The 15,687-nt window shown below is 60.6% G+C and carries 18 protein-coding genes; 9 read left to right on the top strand and 9 right to left on the bottom strand.

Annotation, left to right across the window (positions count from 1 at the left end; translation table 11 throughout):
* Positions 1–93: 93 nt before the first annotated feature.
* Both JQ574_RS26015 and JQ574_RS26010 read left to right on the top strand, forming a co-directional pair.
* Positions 94–543: a cytochrome c gene (locus JQ574_RS26015; protein WP_212214723.1), complete on the top strand. Its 450-nt coding sequence runs from the start codon at positions 94–96 to the stop codon at positions 541–543.
* Between the two features lie 300 nt (positions 544–843).
* On the top strand, positions 844–1,770 hold the full coding sequence (locus JQ574_RS26010; RefSeq protein WP_212214725.1) for a cytochrome c: 927 nt from the start codon (positions 844–846) through the stop codon (positions 1,768–1,770).
* A gap of 198 nt (positions 1,771–1,968) precedes the next feature.
* Here the strand turns inward: JQ574_RS26010 and JQ574_RS26005 are convergent, their stop codons facing one another.
* Entirely contained in the window at positions 1,969–3,114 is a 1,146-nt protein-coding gene (locus JQ574_RS26005) for a TAXI family TRAP transporter solute-binding subunit (RefSeq protein WP_409363563.1), read from the bottom strand.
* A 325-nt stretch (positions 3,115–3,439) separates the two neighbouring features.
* Positions 3,440–3,685: an Lrp/AsnC ligand binding domain-containing protein gene (locus JQ574_RS26000; protein ID WP_192737765.1), complete on the bottom strand. Its 246-nt coding sequence runs from the start codon at positions 3,683–3,685 to the stop codon at positions 3,440–3,442.
* Positions 3,686–3,878: 193 nt separating this feature from the next.
* Between JQ574_RS26000 and thiD the strand changes: the two genes are divergently transcribed.
* The 4 genes from thiD to JQ574_RS25980 all read left to right on the top strand — a co-directional run bounded on the left by thiD (position 3,879) and on the right by JQ574_RS25980 (position 7,468).
* Positions 3,879–4,676 (top strand): bifunctional hydroxymethylpyrimidine kinase/phosphomethylpyrimidine kinase, encoded by a 798-nt coding sequence (gene thiD, locus JQ574_RS25995; protein WP_212294349.1) that lies wholly within the window; start codon positions 3,879–3,881, stop codon positions 4,674–4,676.
* Between the two features lie 164 nt (positions 4,677–4,840).
* On the top strand, positions 4,841–5,821 hold the full coding sequence (locus JQ574_RS25990) for a tripartite tricarboxylate transporter substrate binding protein (RefSeq protein ID WP_312014741.1): 981 nt from the start codon (positions 4,841–4,843) through the stop codon (positions 5,819–5,821).
* A gap of 193 nt (positions 5,822–6,014) precedes the next feature.
* Positions 6,015–7,103, top strand: a complete 1,089-nt coding sequence (locus tag JQ574_RS25985; RefSeq protein ID WP_212384002.1) for a TRAP transporter substrate-binding protein — start codon at positions 6,015–6,017, stop codon at positions 7,101–7,103.
* 137 nt (positions 7,104–7,240) lie between these two features.
* Entirely contained in the window at positions 7,241–7,468 is a 228-nt protein-coding gene (locus tag JQ574_RS25980; RefSeq protein ID WP_212274761.1) for a hypothetical protein, read from the top strand.
* 238 nt (positions 7,469–7,706) lie between these two features.
* On the opposite strand, the gene JQ574_RS25975 is transcribed toward JQ574_RS25980, so the two are convergent.
* Entirely contained in the window at positions 7,707–7,910 is a 204-nt protein-coding gene (locus tag JQ574_RS25975; RefSeq protein ID WP_212214748.1) for a hypothetical protein, read from the bottom strand.
* Positions 7,911–8,253: 343 nt separating this feature from the next.
* On the opposite strand from JQ574_RS25975, the gene JQ574_RS25970 reads away from it, so the two are divergent.
* From JQ574_RS25970 to JQ574_RS25960, 3 genes are all read left to right on the top strand, one after another.
* Positions 8,254–9,495, top strand: a complete 1,242-nt coding sequence (locus JQ574_RS25970; protein WP_212294350.1) for a glycosyltransferase — start codon at positions 8,254–8,256, stop codon at positions 9,493–9,495.
* A gap of 42 nt (positions 9,496–9,537) precedes the next feature.
* Positions 9,538–10,638 (top strand): glycosyltransferase family 4 protein, encoded by a 1,101-nt coding sequence (locus JQ574_RS25965; RefSeq protein WP_212294351.1) that lies wholly within the window; start codon positions 9,538–9,540, stop codon positions 10,636–10,638.
* A 267-nt stretch (positions 10,639–10,905) separates the two neighbouring features.
* Complete coding sequence (locus JQ574_RS25960; protein WP_212214754.1) at positions 10,906–11,187, top strand: hypothetical protein; 282 nt, start codon at positions 10,906–10,908, stop codon at positions 11,185–11,187.
* A 63-nt stretch (positions 11,188–11,250) separates the two neighbouring features.
* On the opposite strand, the gene JQ574_RS25955 is transcribed toward JQ574_RS25960, so the two are convergent.
* The 6 genes from JQ574_RS25955 to JQ574_RS25930 form a co-directional block, all read right to left on the bottom strand.
* Positions 11,251–11,589 (bottom strand): monooxygenase, encoded by a 339-nt coding sequence (locus tag JQ574_RS25955; protein WP_212274765.1) that lies wholly within the window; start codon positions 11,587–11,589, stop codon positions 11,251–11,253.
* A gap of 54 nt (positions 11,590–11,643) precedes the next feature.
* Positions 11,644–12,618, bottom strand: coding sequence for a tripartite tricarboxylate transporter substrate binding protein (locus JQ574_RS25950; protein ID WP_212274766.1), 975 nt, complete (start codon positions 12,616–12,618; stop codon positions 11,644–11,646).
* A 332-nt stretch (positions 12,619–12,950) separates the two neighbouring features.
* Positions 12,951–13,124 (bottom strand): hypothetical protein, encoded by a 174-nt coding sequence (locus JQ574_RS25945; protein ID WP_212274767.1) that lies wholly within the window; start codon positions 13,122–13,124, stop codon positions 12,951–12,953.
* Positions 13,125–13,352: 228 nt separating this feature from the next.
* Entirely contained in the window at positions 13,353–13,529 is a 177-nt protein-coding gene (locus JQ574_RS25940; protein WP_212274768.1) for a hypothetical protein, read from the bottom strand.
* Positions 13,530–13,543: 14 nt separating this feature from the next.
* On the bottom strand, positions 13,544–13,717 hold the full coding sequence (locus JQ574_RS25935; protein ID WP_212274769.1) for a hypothetical protein: 174 nt from the start codon (positions 13,715–13,717) through the stop codon (positions 13,544–13,546).
* Positions 13,718–14,712: 995 nt separating this feature from the next.
* The gene (locus tag JQ574_RS25930) at positions 14,713–15,216 is read right to left on the bottom strand and encodes a hypothetical protein (protein WP_212274770.1); all 504 of its coding nucleotides are present in this window, start codon (positions 15,214–15,216) and stop codon (positions 14,713–14,715) included.
* Between the last annotated feature and the right edge of the window lie 471 nt (positions 15,217–15,687).

The raw sequence follows: 15,687 nt of genomic DNA, 5'->3' as shown, positions 1-15,687 counted from the left end.
TTGGAATGAATCTAAACTCGCGGTGTTGGCTAGGTCAGGCAAGGTCCACGGCGGTCGCGGACCAGCTTGTGTCATAAAAGAGGGGTCTAGCGAATGAAACGGGTTTTGGTGGTTGCAGGAGCACTGTTGCTCAGTGTTGGCGCAGGCGTGGCGCAGCAGGATCCCGTCAAGGATGCCCAGAACGTCATGAAGGCCAACGGAAAGAACCTCGGCGGCGTGTTGAGCCCGATGTTCAAGGGCGAAAAGCCCTACGATCAGGCCGCGGTCGATGCCGCGCTCACCCAGCTCAACGATACCGCAAAGAAGCTCCCGACCATGTTCCCCGCCAGCGTCAAGGACGCCAAATGGGAGGGCGACTACGCCCCCTCGCCAAAGATCTGGGAAGACAAGGCTGGCTTTGACGCCAAGGTCGCCAGCTTTACCAAGGTGGTGGCCGAGGCCAAGGCCAAGATCAAGGACCTCGACTCGCTGAAAGCGAATTTCCCCGGCATCGGCAAGGAATGCGGCGCCTGCCACGAGACCTACCGTCTCAAGAAGGGCTAGCCCTTCGGTTGACCAGACAGGAAGGGGCTGGACGCGTGATGTGTCCGGCCTCTTTCTTATTCGCGGGCGCGAACGCTTACCTCGCTCATCAATTCGGTGTGAAGTGGACTTCATCACCTGGGTATGAAGCCTGCTTCATCGTCGTGTGAAACTCACCAGCTGGCCGCGGATTTCGCCGCGCGGATCAGCGGCGGTTTGTTGCCGAACCGGCCTAGAGTCGTCGTAATTTCGTGGAAGCTTCCGGCTGGAATTGCGTACATACTGGCCGCCATATCAAAACGCCCGATGACGGATTGGTGAATGCTGAAACGACTGTTCCTTCTGGCCGTTCTGGCAGCCATCGCCGGGCTTGGCATTTTCTGGTGGCTGACCATACCGGCGGTCGTCGCTGCGAGTTCATTGCCAGCCTACAAGCCTAACCTCGCCAACGGCCTCACAGCGTTCAATGCCGGCGGATGTTCGTCCTGCCATTCCGTGCCGAACCAGCCCGATCGCCTCAAGCTCGGCGGTGGATTGCCGATTCCGTCTCCGTTCGGCACCTTCAACGTTCCCAATATCTCGCCCGATCCCAACGATGGCATCGGACGATGGAGCGAGGCCGATTTCGTCACCGCCATGCTCAAGGGCACGTCGCCCTCGGGCTCCCATTATTTTCCGGCGTTTCCATACGCGTCTTACGAACATGCGAAGGTCGAAGATGTCAGGGATCTCTTTGCCTATCTGAAGACGCTGGCACCGGTGGCCGGCAAGACGCGCGACCATGACGTGCCGTTTCCGTTCAACATTCGCCGCAATGTCGGGGTGTGGAAATTCCTGTTCACGGACGGCAAGCCGTTCGTGCCGGACGCCAGCAAATCGGCGCAATGGAATCGCGGCGCGTATCTCGTCAACAGCCTCGGTCATTGCGCGGAGTGCCACAGCCCGCGCAATTTTCTCGGTGGCATCATCGACGCGCAACGCTTTGCCGGCGGACCAAATCCGGAAGGCGAGGGCTGGGTCCCCAACATCACCCAGAAGCGGATGTCGGAGTGGAGCGCGAAGGATTTTTCCTATTTCCTCGAGAGCGGGCAGACGCCCGACGGCGATACCGCCGGCGGCTTGATGACGCGCGTGATCCGCAACACCTCGCAATTGTCCCCGGAGGACCGCACCGCGATGGCGGAATATCTGAAATCGCTGCCGCCGGTGGAGGGACCGCCGCGGCCGAAGAAGGCGGAGAAATCCTGACGTTTTTTTGATGCGAAGTCGCAACCGCGACGGAGCTGCGCTCCCTCTCCCGCTTGCGGGGGAGGGCTGGGGCGGGGGTGGTGCCACGAGTCAGACTCTTGGTGAGGACCCCACCCGGCGCTGCCCGCCGACCTCCCCCGCAAGCGGGAGAGGTGAAGTGAGTCTGCCGCCGGACTAATTCAACCAAAATTCGTTACATCACTCGAACGTATTGACCATGCCGGCCTTGGCAAGCGCGGCCTTGCGTACGCCCATCCACTCCTCGGCGAGTTTTGCCGGATCGGAAGCCGGGCTGCCCTTCATGTAGTCGGTCCACGCCGCGATCAGGACTTCCTGCCGCTTGAGCAGTGCGTTGTTGTGCTTCTCCTGGTCGTCGCTCCAGGCGCCCACCTCTTTCAGCGCCTTGACCGCGCCCTTGTGCGTCGGCACCGCCCAGTTCTTTGCCTGCGCTTTCACCGCAAGCCCGCTGGCGCCGGGCGCGTTGTCCTTGTAGCCGTCATAGCCGTCGATCATCGCCTTGGTCAGCATGTAGACCTCGTCTTCGGACTGGCTGCCATAGACGCTGTAGATCGGGTATGGGTAGGTGCCGACCTCGACCGGCTTGTCCTTGGAAAATTCGCCTGCGCCGCAGGTTGCCTTGTGCTCGGTGAAATACGGGCCGACCTTGCGCATGCGCTCCCATCCCGCCTTGTCGGAGAATGGCATCGCGGGCCAGGTGATGCCGCGCGGCGATGTCTGCAGTTCCTTGGCGGGCCCGGAGATCGTCGAACCGAATACCGCATCGGTATCGTTGTTGATGATGCCTTTCCACATCGCGTTGTTGCCCGCGAACTCGACGATCTTGACGTCCTTGGCCGTCAGATTGGCGAACGCCAGCACGGCAAGCGCATTCTGGTTGAGCGCGGGAGAACCGACCACGAAGCCGATGCGCTTGCCTTTCAGGTCGGCATAGGTCTTGACGCCGAGGTCGGCGGCGACCGCCAGCGAAAGGCCGTTGCAGTCGATCGAGCTCAGCGTGATCTGGATGGGCTGCGGTCCCCATTCCCGGGTCGCGAACTCGAACACGCCTTCCTGCGCGAAAAAGACCCCGACGCCCATCGCCGAGATGCTGGCGCGGTTGAGGCGCAGCGGTTGCAGGCGGGCGACGTCGTTGCCGGCGGGCAGCACGCGCGCATCCGAGCCATACTTGTCCTTGAACATCTTGCCGACGGCGACCGTGATGTTGAAGCCGGAGGTCCCCGTGTCATACGCGGTCATCGTCACGTTGGGCGGCAATTTCACCTGTGCGGCCGCCGTCGATGCCGCGACCGCGGTTCCGGTCAGCGCGATGGCCGCAAGCATCATCTTCGGATTGATCATTCATCCCTCCCGTTGCGGCTGACGTTGCAGCCTTGAGACGCTTGTCGCCGAGGATTCCGGGAAGTCAGCCGGAAACAGGCTTTGCGCATTGGCGCGAATGCTCGCGGATTTCCGCGCATACTGCAAGGCAGAAGCAGGGGGTCCCGATCCGCGTCAGCTTGACGCGTTGCGTTGTCCGAAACGGCGGAGGGTGGCAGGTCCTGATTTGCTTGATGACGCTGTCGTCAACCTGTCGAAGGGCTCGGGCGCTGCAGTCAGATCGGCACTCCGCGCAGGCAGAGGTCTGAGGTAGTCCCAACCAGGCGACGCCCTAGCTCCCGCCGAACGCCTTGAAGGTGATGATGGTGTGGGTGTCCTGGATGCCGGGAATGACCTGCACCTTCTCGTTGACGAAATGGCCGATGTCGGTGGCGTTGTCGACGTAGAACTTGACCAGCAGGTCGTAATCGCCGGCGGTGGAATAGATCTCCGAGGCGATCTCGGCTTCCGCGAGCGCATTGGCGACCGCATAGGACTGGCCGAGCTTGCATTTGAACTGGACGAAGAAGGGAACCATGGCGTGTCTCCGAAGGGAAGATTTGTGCTCAATATAGCGCTTTCAAGCGAAGTGGATACCGGTTCGCATCAGGAAAGCGCGTCGGGGTCAGAAGCTCAAAAACGGAGGCTGATGGCAAGCCAACTTGCTGGCAATGGCCGGCCGCGCTAGGACAGTTTATGGCTCCGAACTCACCAATTCCACGAGGTAGGCGATGACGCCGATCGCGCTGACCATCGCCGGCTCCGATTCGTCCGGCGGCGCCGGAATCCAGGCCGACCTGAAGACGTTTGCCGCGCTCGGCGTCTACGGCGCCTCGGTCATCACGGCGCTGACGGCGCAGAACACGACCGGCGTCAGCGGCATCCATCAGGTGCCGGCGGAGTTCATCACCGCCCAGATCGATGCGGTATTTTCCGATCTTGCCGTCGGCGCGGTCAAGATCGGCATGGTGGCGCAGCCCGCCAGCATCGATGCCATCGTCGCGGGGTTGACGCGCTGGTCGCCGAAGCATGTCGTGCTGGATCCCGTGATGGTCGCGACATCAGGCGATCGCCTGCTGGCTGCGGAAGCCGTCGATGCGCTGCGCACCAAGCTCATTCCGCTCGCCTCGGTCATCACGCCCAATCTGCCGGAAGCGGCGGCCTTGCTCGATGAACCGGTGGCGGAAAGCGAAGCTGCGGTCGAAAATCAAGGCAAGCGGTTGCTGGCGATGGGCTGCCGGGCGGTGCTGATCAAGGGCGGCCACGGGCATGGCGCCGAGAGCACCGACTATTTTATCGACGCCGGGAAGACCATCACGCTGGCCGCACCGCGCGTCGCCACCAAAAACACCCACGGCACCGGCTGCTCGTTGTCGTCGGCGATTGCGGCGGGCCTCGCGAAGGGCGAGAACATGGAGACCGCCGTCCGCAACGCCAAGGCCTGGATCAGCGCGGCGATATCGGCCGCGGACCGCTTCAGCGTCGGCCGCGGGCATGGCCCGGTGCATCATTTTCATAAGTATTACTGAAGGCAGACGTTACTGGAAGCACCGCTGCAGCCCCGTTTCTGTCCTTGTCCGAATGGCCCATTGGCGGGACCATGCCCGGCCCCTATAATTCAGCGCCTGAAATTCAAGTAAATCGCGACGCCGCCAACGCGCGGACCAGCCGCAATATCCGGGAGAGAAACGCCGTGAGACAAACAACCCTTCGCTATGCCTTATTGACCGTTCTGGCGGGCCTTTCCATTGCCGCAAATCCGGCCCAGGCCCAGACATGGCCGGACAAGCCGATCACGTTCGTGGTGCCGTTCGCGGCCGGTGGCGGCACCGACGCTTTCGCGCGCCCGCTCGCAGCCCAGCTCGACACCCAGCTCGGCAAGCGCGTGCTGGTCGAGAACCGCGCCGGCGCCGGCGGCACGGTGGGCGCCTCGGCGGCGTCCAAGGCCGCCCCCGACGGCTACACCTTCTTCATGGGCGCGGCGCATCACGCCATTGCACCCTCGCTCTATCCCAATCTCGACTACGACATCGAGAAGGATTTTGTCGCGGTTGCGCTGATCGCGCGTCCACCGCAGGTGATCGTGGTCAATCCCGAGAAGGTCGCCGCCAAGACGCTCGCCGAGTTCATCGCGTTCAACAAGGCGAACCCGGGTCAGTTGAACTACGGCTCCGCCGGCGCCGGCACCACGCATCACCTCGCGGGCGAACTGTTCAAGATCCTGACCAAGACCAACCTCCAGCACGTGCCCTATCGCGGGGCGGGACCTGCGATGCAGGACCTGATCGCCGGCCACGTGCCTGTCGTGTTCGACGGCATGGGCTCGTCGGCGGGGCCGATCAGGGCCGGGCAGCTCCGCGCCCTCGCGGTCGCCGCGCCGAAGCGGGTGGCGGCTTTCCCCGACCTTCCCACGGCCAAGGAAGCCGGTCTGCCCGATTTTGAAGTGGCGACCTGGTACGGCCTGTTCGCGCCAAAGAACACGCCGCCGGCGATCGTCGAACGCATGATCAAGGAGCTGCAGCAGGCGATGCAGGTGGCTGCGATCAAGGAGGCCTGGGAGCGCAACGGCTCTGATGTTCCTGATGTCACGGGCCCTGCATTCGCGAAGATGGTGTCAGACGAAGTCGTGCGCTGGCGCAAGGTCGTGAAAGAGGCCAATGTGAAGCTGGACTAGAGAGCGTTTTCCTAGCTGTTTTCCTTGGCGCCAATGCGGGCACCGTTGATCGGTGCCCGCCCGCCTGCGACGTATGGCGCGGTGCGCTGAAGTAGCACTTCCACGCTTCCCCCAAAGTTCGCTAAGATGAGGACTGAAGGTCGCGGAAGCCTCTGCCCCGCGCCAATACATTTGCAATCCAGGGAGTGATCAAATGAAGCGCCGTACGTTCCTCAGAGGCGGCGCCGTGGCCGGCGCTACGACGCTGGTTGCGGCACCCGCGATCGCGCAAGCCGCGCCCGAGATCAAGTGGCGTTTGACCTCGAGCTTTCCAAAGTCGCTCGAGACCATCTACGGCACGGCGCAGACGTTTTCGAAATACGTCGCTGACGCCACCGACAACAAATTCCAGATTCAGACGTTTGCGGCCGGCGAGATCGTGCCCGGCCTGCAGGCGCTCGATGCGGTGAGCACCGCGACCGTCGAGATGGCGCAGACCCCGCTTTATTTCTACATCGGCAAGGAGCCGGCGCTCACCTATGCCACCGGCGCACCCTTCGGCATGAACCATCGCCACCAGCATTCCTGGTGGACGTTCGGCGGCGGCGCTGATCTCTGCAACGAGGCGCTGAAGCCATTCAAGGCGCATGCGATCCTGTGCGGTAACTCCGGCACACAAATGGGCGGCTGGTTCCGCAAGGAGATCAAGACCGTCGATGATCTCAAGGGCCTCAAATTCCGCATCGCGGGCATGGGCGGCCATGTGCTGGCAAAGCTCGGCATCGTGCCGCAGCAGATCGCGGGCGGCGACGTCTATTCGGCGCTCGAGAAAGGCTCGATCGATGCCGCGGAGTTCGTCGGTCCCTATGACGACGAGAAGCTCGGCTTCTACAAAGTAGCAAAATACTATTACTACCCCGGCTGGTGGGAAGGCGGGGCCATGCTCCACATGATCGTCAACGACGAAAAGTGGAATGCGCTTCCCAAGCAATACCAGGCAGTTCTCAGCCAGGCCGGCGCGGCGGCAGGCGCGTGGATGATCGAGAAATACGACAGCGTCAATCCGGCCGCCCTGAAGCGGCTGATCGCAGGCGGCGCCGAACTGCGCGCGTTCCCGCAACCGGTCATGGAGGCCTGCTACACCGCCACGCAGGACCATCTGAACGAAATCGCCGAGAAGAGCCCGCTCTTCAAGAAGACCAAAGAGAGCCACGACGCCTACATGAAGGAAGTGCTGTTCTACACGCAGATCGCGGAGAATTATTACGACAACTATCTGCTCAGCAAGATGCGCAAGGGCTGAGGACGGGCGCGCGCTCGTCCTGTGAAGCCGGATTACTGGTGCGTCGGTAGCAGGTCCATTCGCCTGATAATTAAAGGGGCTGGGAACGATTGTCTGTTCCGGGCGTCGTTTCTTCGACATTGCCGGAGAGAACCCAGATGATCGGCGAAGGTATTGATGCAAAGCTCGACCAGGCCAAGGAGGCCGTTCAGGCGGCTACTCAAACGGTCAAGGATACCACTCAATCTGTTGCCGACGCCGTCGAAGCAGGCCGGCAACCTGGTGCGCCTCTTGATCGCTTGGCTCGGTGGGCTAAAGAAGCGCCCCTGCACGCAGTCACTGTCGCGTTCTTGGTCGGTGTTCTGGTCGGGCGCCGCCGCAGGTAACAAGCCACCGCACCTTTCTTCGGTCGATCGCGCAAGTTGGTTGGCAGCCTCGACGGCCGCCTCTCGGCGATGAACCCGGAGAGCTGCCTAAAGTCGCACATGGTGAGGGCTCACCTGCTAATGGATTGCATCGCCAAGACCAGCGTCGCTGAAAGCAGCGACGAAAGGGCGAGCAACGTCCAATCCGGTCTCGCGCTTCCTGCTGCTATCTGTCCGATCAATAACTCTATCCGCTTCATCATTCGTCCTTGGGAAGCCGGTCAAGGTAGGCGAGTCCAGAACACGTGAGCTCTTCGGTCTCGCCTTGGCTGGCCTCCAGCCTTCCTTGCAGATGTCGCTCCAACAGGCATCGTCGACCGTCCGCAACGTCGACGTCGCGATGTGTCGTCAGATAGACGGTCCAAGCCGTGTCGACCGCCTTTCGAAGAACTTCATCGACCATTATCCAGCTCCAACAAGTGCGACCACCGAGGCAACTCACGTTGTCCCCGGAGGTTTCCTATTTTTCCCGGAGCGTCCGAGGTTCAAGTTTTGCGTCGCAATACCTGAGAGCGCCAAGGTGTCAGGCGATCCGGATCAATACGTTTCGAGCAGCTCCGTCGCTCGCCTATGAGCAGGATGAACAAGCATTCATCTAGTTCAATTCTCGACTGACCAGCGGCGGCAACTTCCGGGCGCTTTCGGACTTATTGCCAAGGGAAAAAGTGGAAGAGGCGTCCGGGATGGTCGCTGATCAACTTTGCTGTGCCGTCCTCCGGCGCTCAGAACGATAAGGGTGACCCTTGATGTCCATGCTGACTTCCGCCATTCAACGATCGACCCTCGGTCTTCATTCGCTTGAACAGTATGAACCGTTAATCGGCGCGGCGACGGTCGAACGGATAGCCGCCAAGGCCGATCGAGTTCGCACCATGCGCGTCGCTCACATTAGTTCGACGTTCTACGGCGGCGGCGTCACCGAGCTGCTGACGCCGCTAACTCTGATGATGAATGCAACTGGCATCGAAACCGACTGGCACTTGATTCAGGGAACGCCGGGTTACTTCGGTTGTACCAAGAAGCTTCACAATATGTTGCAAGGCGAAAGCTTGGGCTTTTCAGACGCTGAAAAGACGATCTACGAACAGGTCGTGTTCGAAAATGCGACGCGGCTTCATCTTGACGATTGCGACGCGATCATCGTGCACGATCCTCAGCCGCTGCCGTTGATCACTCATTTCGCCGATCGCGAAATGCCGTGGCTCTGGCAATGTCACGTCGATCTTTCGTCGCCCCACGCGCCGGTATGGACCTATCTGCGCCAATTCATCGAGCAATATAGCGCTGCGATCTTCTCGCTATCTGAATATCGCCAGGATCTTCAGGTTGACCAGCGGTTCGTCACCCCGGCGATCGATCCGTTTTCAGCGAAGAACCGGGAGCTGTCCGACCGGGAGATAAGGGAATTCCTGGGCAACTACAAAATTCCGACAGATCGTCCGTTGGTGACGCAGATTTCCAGGTTCGATCGGTGGAAGGACCCGATGGGCGTGATTGAAGCCTTCCGAAAAGCGAGAGAGCAGGTCGATTGTACGCTCGTGCTCGTCGGCAACAATGCCTCCGACGATCCAGAGGGTGGGAAAATCCTCGAAACGATCAAGAGCGTCGCCGACGAAAGCATAATTGTTCTTGCGGTCGATGATCCAACCTTGGTGAACGCGCTGCAGCGATCTGCGGCCGTCGTCCTGCAGAAGTCGACCCGCGAAGGTTTCGGTCTCACCGTGACCGAGGCGATGTGGAAAGGCGCAGCCGTCATAGGCGGCGACGTGGGAGGAATTCGGCACCAGATCAAGAACGACTGGAATGGATTCCTTGTGCGTACGCCTGATGAGGCGGCGGCAAGAATCGTGCAGCTCTTGAAGGATCCCGGTATTCGGAAGCAGATTGGTTCGCGGGCGAAGGAAAGCGTGCGGAAGAACTTTCTGATGAGCCGGCTATTGGAAGATTGGCTCGATCTGCTGATCAACTACGAACGGCCGGTGATCTGACCCGTTCTGGTTCGAAGCCCTTGATACGTGATGGGAAAGCCGATGCGAATTGCCCAGGTAGCGCCTCTCGCCGAAAGTGTTCCTCCCAAGCTCTATGGCGGCACTGAGCGGGTGGTGGCGTGGCTGGTTGATGAGCTGGTGAGCTTGGGTCATGAGGTAACGCTTTTCGCCAGCGGGGATTCGAAGACCACCGCCAAGCTGCATGCCGTTTGGCCTCAGGCTCTTCGCCTCGGCCGGCCGCGGACGGACCCGATGGTTACCCAGGCTGCGTTGTTGGAGGCGGTCGCCCTACGGGTGACCGAATTCGATGTCATCCACCTGCATATCGACTGGCTGCATCTGCCGCTCCTTAGCCGGCTTGGTGTTCCGTTCCTGACCACCTGCCATGGGCGCATGGATTTGCCGGGGTTTCCTGACGTGGTCCGCCGCTTTCCCAACGCGCCGTTCGTTTCGATATCGGATAATCAGCGCGCTCCGCTGAGCGAAGCCAACTGGCTCGGTACCATTTACCACGGCTTGCCGACCGACCTGTTCCGGCCTTCGTTCGAGGCCGGCTCCTATCTCGCCTTTCTGGGCCGGCTGACGGCGGAGAAAGGACCGGAAGCCGCCATTCGGATAGCGCATGCTGCCAGAATGCCGCTTCGTATCGCCGCCAAGGTGCCGCGGGGCGAAAGGAAATATTTCAAGGAACGGCTTGAGCCGCAGATCGACGGGGATCAGGTCCAGCTCATCGGCGAGGTCAATGATGAAACGAAACGGCAGTTTTTGGCGGGCGCGGCCGCGTTGCTGTTCCCCATCGATTGGCCAGAACCGTTCGGTCTCGTCATGATCGAGGCCATGGCCTGCGGCACGCCCGTCATTGCCTTCAAGTCCGGCTCGGTGCCGGAGGTCGTCGACGACGGCATCACCGGCTTTGTCGTACCGGGGGAAGCAGAAGCCATACAGGCGATTGGAAGGCTTTCCGGGCTCGACCGACGTCAGGTGCGCAGGCATTTCGAGAAAAGGTTTACGACCAGGCGGATGGCGCAGGAGTATCTCCACCACTACAAGGCCTTAAGTAAATCGACTGCCGGCGAAGTTCATGCCGGTCTCAGGTCCACCTTGTCTAAAGATTCAGTGCCCGAGCGGCCTCTGGCCCCTTAGGGTCCCGGCGCTTCGAGAGCGGACCGAACAACCAAGCGAAGCGGAGCGATTGCAATCGCGAGTGCTGATGCAAATGCTCCGGTTGAGCCAGCATCCCGAAAGCGGAAACTAATTCAGAGCTACTCGCCGATACGGCTCGCCGGGGATCGCTAAAATTTTACACAAATCAATAACGTGCGACCAACTGCTCCGGCAAAAGTCGGGCGGCATTAAACCCGGCCTTTATCGCGCGCGTGCATCCTCCTGCAAAAGGAGGCGCGAAAAGCGATGCCCATTTTTCAGTATTTTTACGTCACAGGATCGGCACTGTTTGTACTGTTGTTTGTTTCCGACGCTTGCCTGCGCGACAGCGAGAGCGATTCACGCTTCGACGGGTCGCTCTATCAAAGCGCCATCTACGCACCCCGGGCGGTCGAAACCCTCACCGAGCCGCGCTTCACGCAGGATGCGACGCCGGCCGACCGCGTCAGGGAAGTGTTTGCCCAGTTCGTGCCCAATGAAGGCAAGCGCAGCAAGCGATACTCTTCGGCGGCGACGCGCGGGACCTAAATCTTCCGCACGCGTAACGCAGTGCGCGCGAACCAATCGCGCGCAGTGCCGCAACAGGTATCGTCAGGCCACGGCCTCGATCGCCTTGCCGTTGACGCGCGTCTCGTCCTGCAAATTATCGACCGTGACATGGGTGTCGTACCAGGTCAGGCGAGGGCGCACGCCGAAGCGTTTTGTCAGTTCGGCCACGCGTTCCTCCGTAAACCAGGCTTCCGCCGATTGGCGGCTGTCCCAGAGATAGACGCCGCCGGTACCGGTTTCGCCGTTCAGGTAGTCCTTGCGGATCAATCCTTTGGTGGCGAGGCCGCGGTAGGTCGGCGCGCTCGACGTGCCGCCTGTGATTGCCTGTTCTTCGGTTCGCTTCGGCAGATCGAACTGAACGACGACGATGCAATTGGCCATGGGAGTTTCCTCAGGTAGGGGTGGTAGATGCGGTCCGCGTGCTTGCAGTCTAATCTAGTTGCCGAGCTTGATGCCGGCGTCCTTGATCACTTTTGCCCATTCGGGCGTCTCCTTCTTGATGACGGCCGCAAACTCTGCCGGCGTATTGCCGACCCGTTCGAGTCCGAGTTCGTCGAACTTCCTGCGCACCTCCGGCAGCGCCAGCGCCTTGACGGTTTCGCCGTGCAATTTGTCGATGACGTCCTGTGGCGTGCCGGATGGCGCGAGCAGGCCGAACCACGGCACCGCCTCGAAACCGGGAAATCCCGATTCCGCCATCGTCGGCAGGTCGGGCGCCAGCGCCGAGCGCTTGACCGAGGTGATGGCCAGCGCGCGTAATTTGCCTTCCTTCGCCAGCGGCACCACGTTCACGATATTGGCGAACGACATCGCGATGCGGTTGGCGAGCAGGTCGGGCATCAACGCCGTGGTGCCGCGATAGGGCACCGATGCGATGTCGACATGCGCCATGTATTTGAACAGTTCGGCGCCGAGATGCTGCGACGTGCCGACGCCGGCATGGCCATAGGAGAGTTCGCCGGGCTGCGCCTTGGCGAGTGTCACCAGTTCGGCCACCGTCCGGGCCGGCACCTCGGGCGGCACGGCGAGCACGTTGGCCGCGATGAACACCTGCGAGATCGGCGCAAAATCCTTGACCGGATCGAACGGCAGCTTGTCATACAGGCTCGGATTGATGACGAGCGCCGAGTTGCCGCCCATCAGCAGCGTGGTGCCGTCGGCGGCCGCCTTGGCGACGCGTTCGGTGGCGATGTTGCTGCCGGCGCCTTGCAGGTTTTCGACCACGAACGGCGTGCCCCAGACCTCGGCAAACCGTTCGGCCAGAATGCGCGCCGCAAGGTCCGGCGCCGTGCCGGGCGTGAAGCCGACCAGGATCTTCACCGGCTTGTTCGGATAGCTGGACTGCGCGGATGCCGGCTGCGTCGTTAGCAGCACCAGCAACGCGGCGAACAGGTTCGCAACGGACTTCATCGTTTCCTCGCTCGTCCTGCATGCCGGTTTGCGCGGTCATTGCCGCAGGACCTGGAGCAAGTGTGACAGCAGCGGGCGCCGCTCGCAAGGCGCGGCCGACGCTTACCGCGCCCGGAAGCATCCTTAAGGACAGGACGCGCTTGAGCGATATGTTGCAAAAGTCGGGGCTACCCGAATAGCCGGCCATCACGCCATCCATCAATCAACTCTTGCATGCGTTGGCGAGTGATTGAACACGACCGGTCTCTTTCGCTTTGGGCCATAAGCGGACATGTCGGCAAATAACCAAGACGTCTGCTTTTGACCCTGCGCGTCGAACAGGTTGGTCAGATTCATACCTGCGGGCGACCGCTGCCCGTTCGCAGGACATCATTGAGGGTCTTGAGCACGAACTTCGCAACATCAACCAGAGTCGCGCCGCCCTGTACGAGACAAAGTCCGTCGTCGTCGAGGGCGTGATGGTCGTTCTGCACTCGGTCGTCGTTCTGATGCGGATCGACATTCATTGTCATTCTCCTTGTTTCCGATCGAGGCGATCATCGCTCCGTTTCATCGGTGTCGGGAGAATGCCCTGGTTTGCCGCCTCCAGCTGTTCCCTGGGGAACAAGCCATATGTGATCTTTGCCACGTGCGGCGCGCTGTGAACTTCATCTGACGATGAAATTATGCCCCGCCGTGTGGTCAACGGCGGGGCATGCGAGGCAAGGAGTTCGCTTCTGGCGTTGTGCGTGTTCTTACCTAAGTTTGCCGGCGAAGTTTTTAACAAGATAGGCGGCGCCGCCGATCACATTGCCCGCAAGGTAGGCGACAGCATTGGCAAAGTCGCCGCCGCCGGTCACCTGCACGAGATCGTCCAGGCTGAGCTCAGCAGAATCATGGGAGGAAACGTTTTCGATCTGGTTGTTGGTCATGATTGTCTCCCCTGTCACGGCAGCATTTTCTGGGCGCTACGATAACCGTCGCCGATACCTTGGCGTAACGCCTTTGCGGCACCTACTACGTCTGCCTTGAACTCACTCCAGCTGTAGCCTCCATTGACGCTATCAAGTTCGTCATCTGTGAAGGCTTCATTCGTATTCGCAGTCAACTTGGTCGTCATGGCCATTCTCCTTTGTTTCCGACCGGAGCGATCATCGCGCCGTTTCATCGGTGTCAGGAAAATGCCGCCTTTTGCTCCCTCGTGCTGTTCCTTGGGGAACAAGCGTCACGTGATCTGCTGCACAGACGCGGGCACAATTTTGAACCGGAGAATTAGACACCCGAGAAAGTGCGTCGACCAAGGGAGCGGGCCATTCCTAAGCAGGCGGGAGAATCAAACCTGCCCGATGCATGACCGCGATTTCTGCGCCTGCAGCCGGTGTTGTACTGTGACATGTCGGAAGTTACGTGGCTATTTCGGCGGCAGCGATACCGCAGTCGTCGAGGGACTGAAGCGAAGCGCCTTCAGCGAAGCATCAAGATTGATGAGGTTTATGATTTCCTGGTCTGGTGCAGGCTACCAGGCCGAAGAACTGACGTCGCAAGCCGGTTAAGTTGCTCGGCGGGCGCATCAAGGGATCGAAAGCTCAGAGCTGCGCCAGATTGGCGCAGCCGCCGCCTTAGCTCAACTGGAGCCGTTCATCGGTCTAGAAGGGGAGGCTGAGGTCGGGGATTATAGGGAATGGGAAACCGAGGGGGAGGTGGCGTCGTCCTGCCGCCTGCCACCGTGTCCAGATCTTTCGTCGTCAGTTCGGTCTGCTCTTCAGCCGTGCGCTCCATGCTTCATCTCCTCGCGCTGTGCCGATGCACCATTGCATCGGCATGACCCGGACAATGACCAATTGGCCACGACCGCGCTGTTCCTCAGGTAACAGCCGGGATATCGCCATCCGGATCGTTGGTGGGACGGGAGACCTTCCGCGCGTGCCGACAGTAGTGGACGGACGGGCCCCGCAAGCGGCTTTGGCGGTCGAGTCGGACACCTGTCCTCTCAGGTTTGCGAGCCGGAATGTTCGGTATCGCATCGCTCTACGCGCTCATTTTGCTGCTGGATTGCGGCGGCGAGAGCGCCAAACATGCTTGCGATCCATAGCCAAAATCCAAGACCGAAACTGGCTACCTTGTCCGGCATACTGCGCCAACATCGGACGTCACCATTGAGACGGCGAAGAACCAGACGCCGGTCACTAACGCCATTGCAGCAAATATTCCGGCTACGACGTTCGCTCTCATGTACAGAGCCAGCCATGGGCAGAACAACGCCAAATTTCCCAGCCAGGGCCAATTGGTGCGGAAGTCCAGCTTTAGTCCCAGCGGGCCAGTTATAAGGACTTCGCCGCCAAAGAAAGTATGCTTTTCATGGCCGCCATATTGAGCGACAAATGCGATCGAGACCAAGGACAGAAGGAACAGGATATAGCTTCCCATACGGAGAAGCTTGGCTGGTTCTGGCAGGCGTTTTCCGTCCGTCACGATCGCGCCCAGTTTGCACCATGGCGTTGTGCGTTGCGAAGCGAGACTCGTCCACGAAACAAGAAGGGCGCGTGTCGCTTCGTTCCTATTATCCTGCACGCTGTGAAACTCCGTCATTGCGAGGAGCAAAGCGACGAAGCAATCCATCTCTCCGCCGGCGGCGGTATGGATTCCCTCGCGGGGCCGTCATCGGGCGCGCATTCGCCTGACGCGAAGCGGCGAGGGCCGATAAGGCAGCCCGACGGGCAAATCAGTTCCGGTTTTCAGAAGTTGTGTCAAGCCCCAAAATAAAAAATATTTCTGTTTACCAGAACGAAAATCAGGTGCATATCTTTGCCCATCCCGTCCTGGTCAGAAGGGCGTCGGCCGTCGTCACGGACGTTGGGCGGGTTGCGATGGACGCTGGTTTACGCTGAGACGACGGCGTGGATAAGCGTACGGCAAAACCGTGTGGTCCTGGCGCCCGTTGCTGGCGTCAAGCCGTCGGCTAAGCGTGAGCTGAACCGGCGGTGACGGAGTCAACCAAGAACTCGTCTCCGGGGAGATCACGGCATAAGCCGTAAAGCCGTTGCGCAGGGAAGGCCGGGTGTTCACCGCTGCCCTGTATGCTCGTGTGCA

It is taken from the genome of Bradyrhizobium sp. AUGA SZCCT0158 (genome assembly GCF_018130065.1).
Classification (GTDB): Bacteria; Pseudomonadota; Alphaproteobacteria; order Rhizobiales; family Xanthobacteraceae; genus Bradyrhizobium.
The sequence above is the reverse complement of the archived record's forward strand: the minus strand, read 5'-3'. Positions and strand labels throughout refer to the sequence as shown.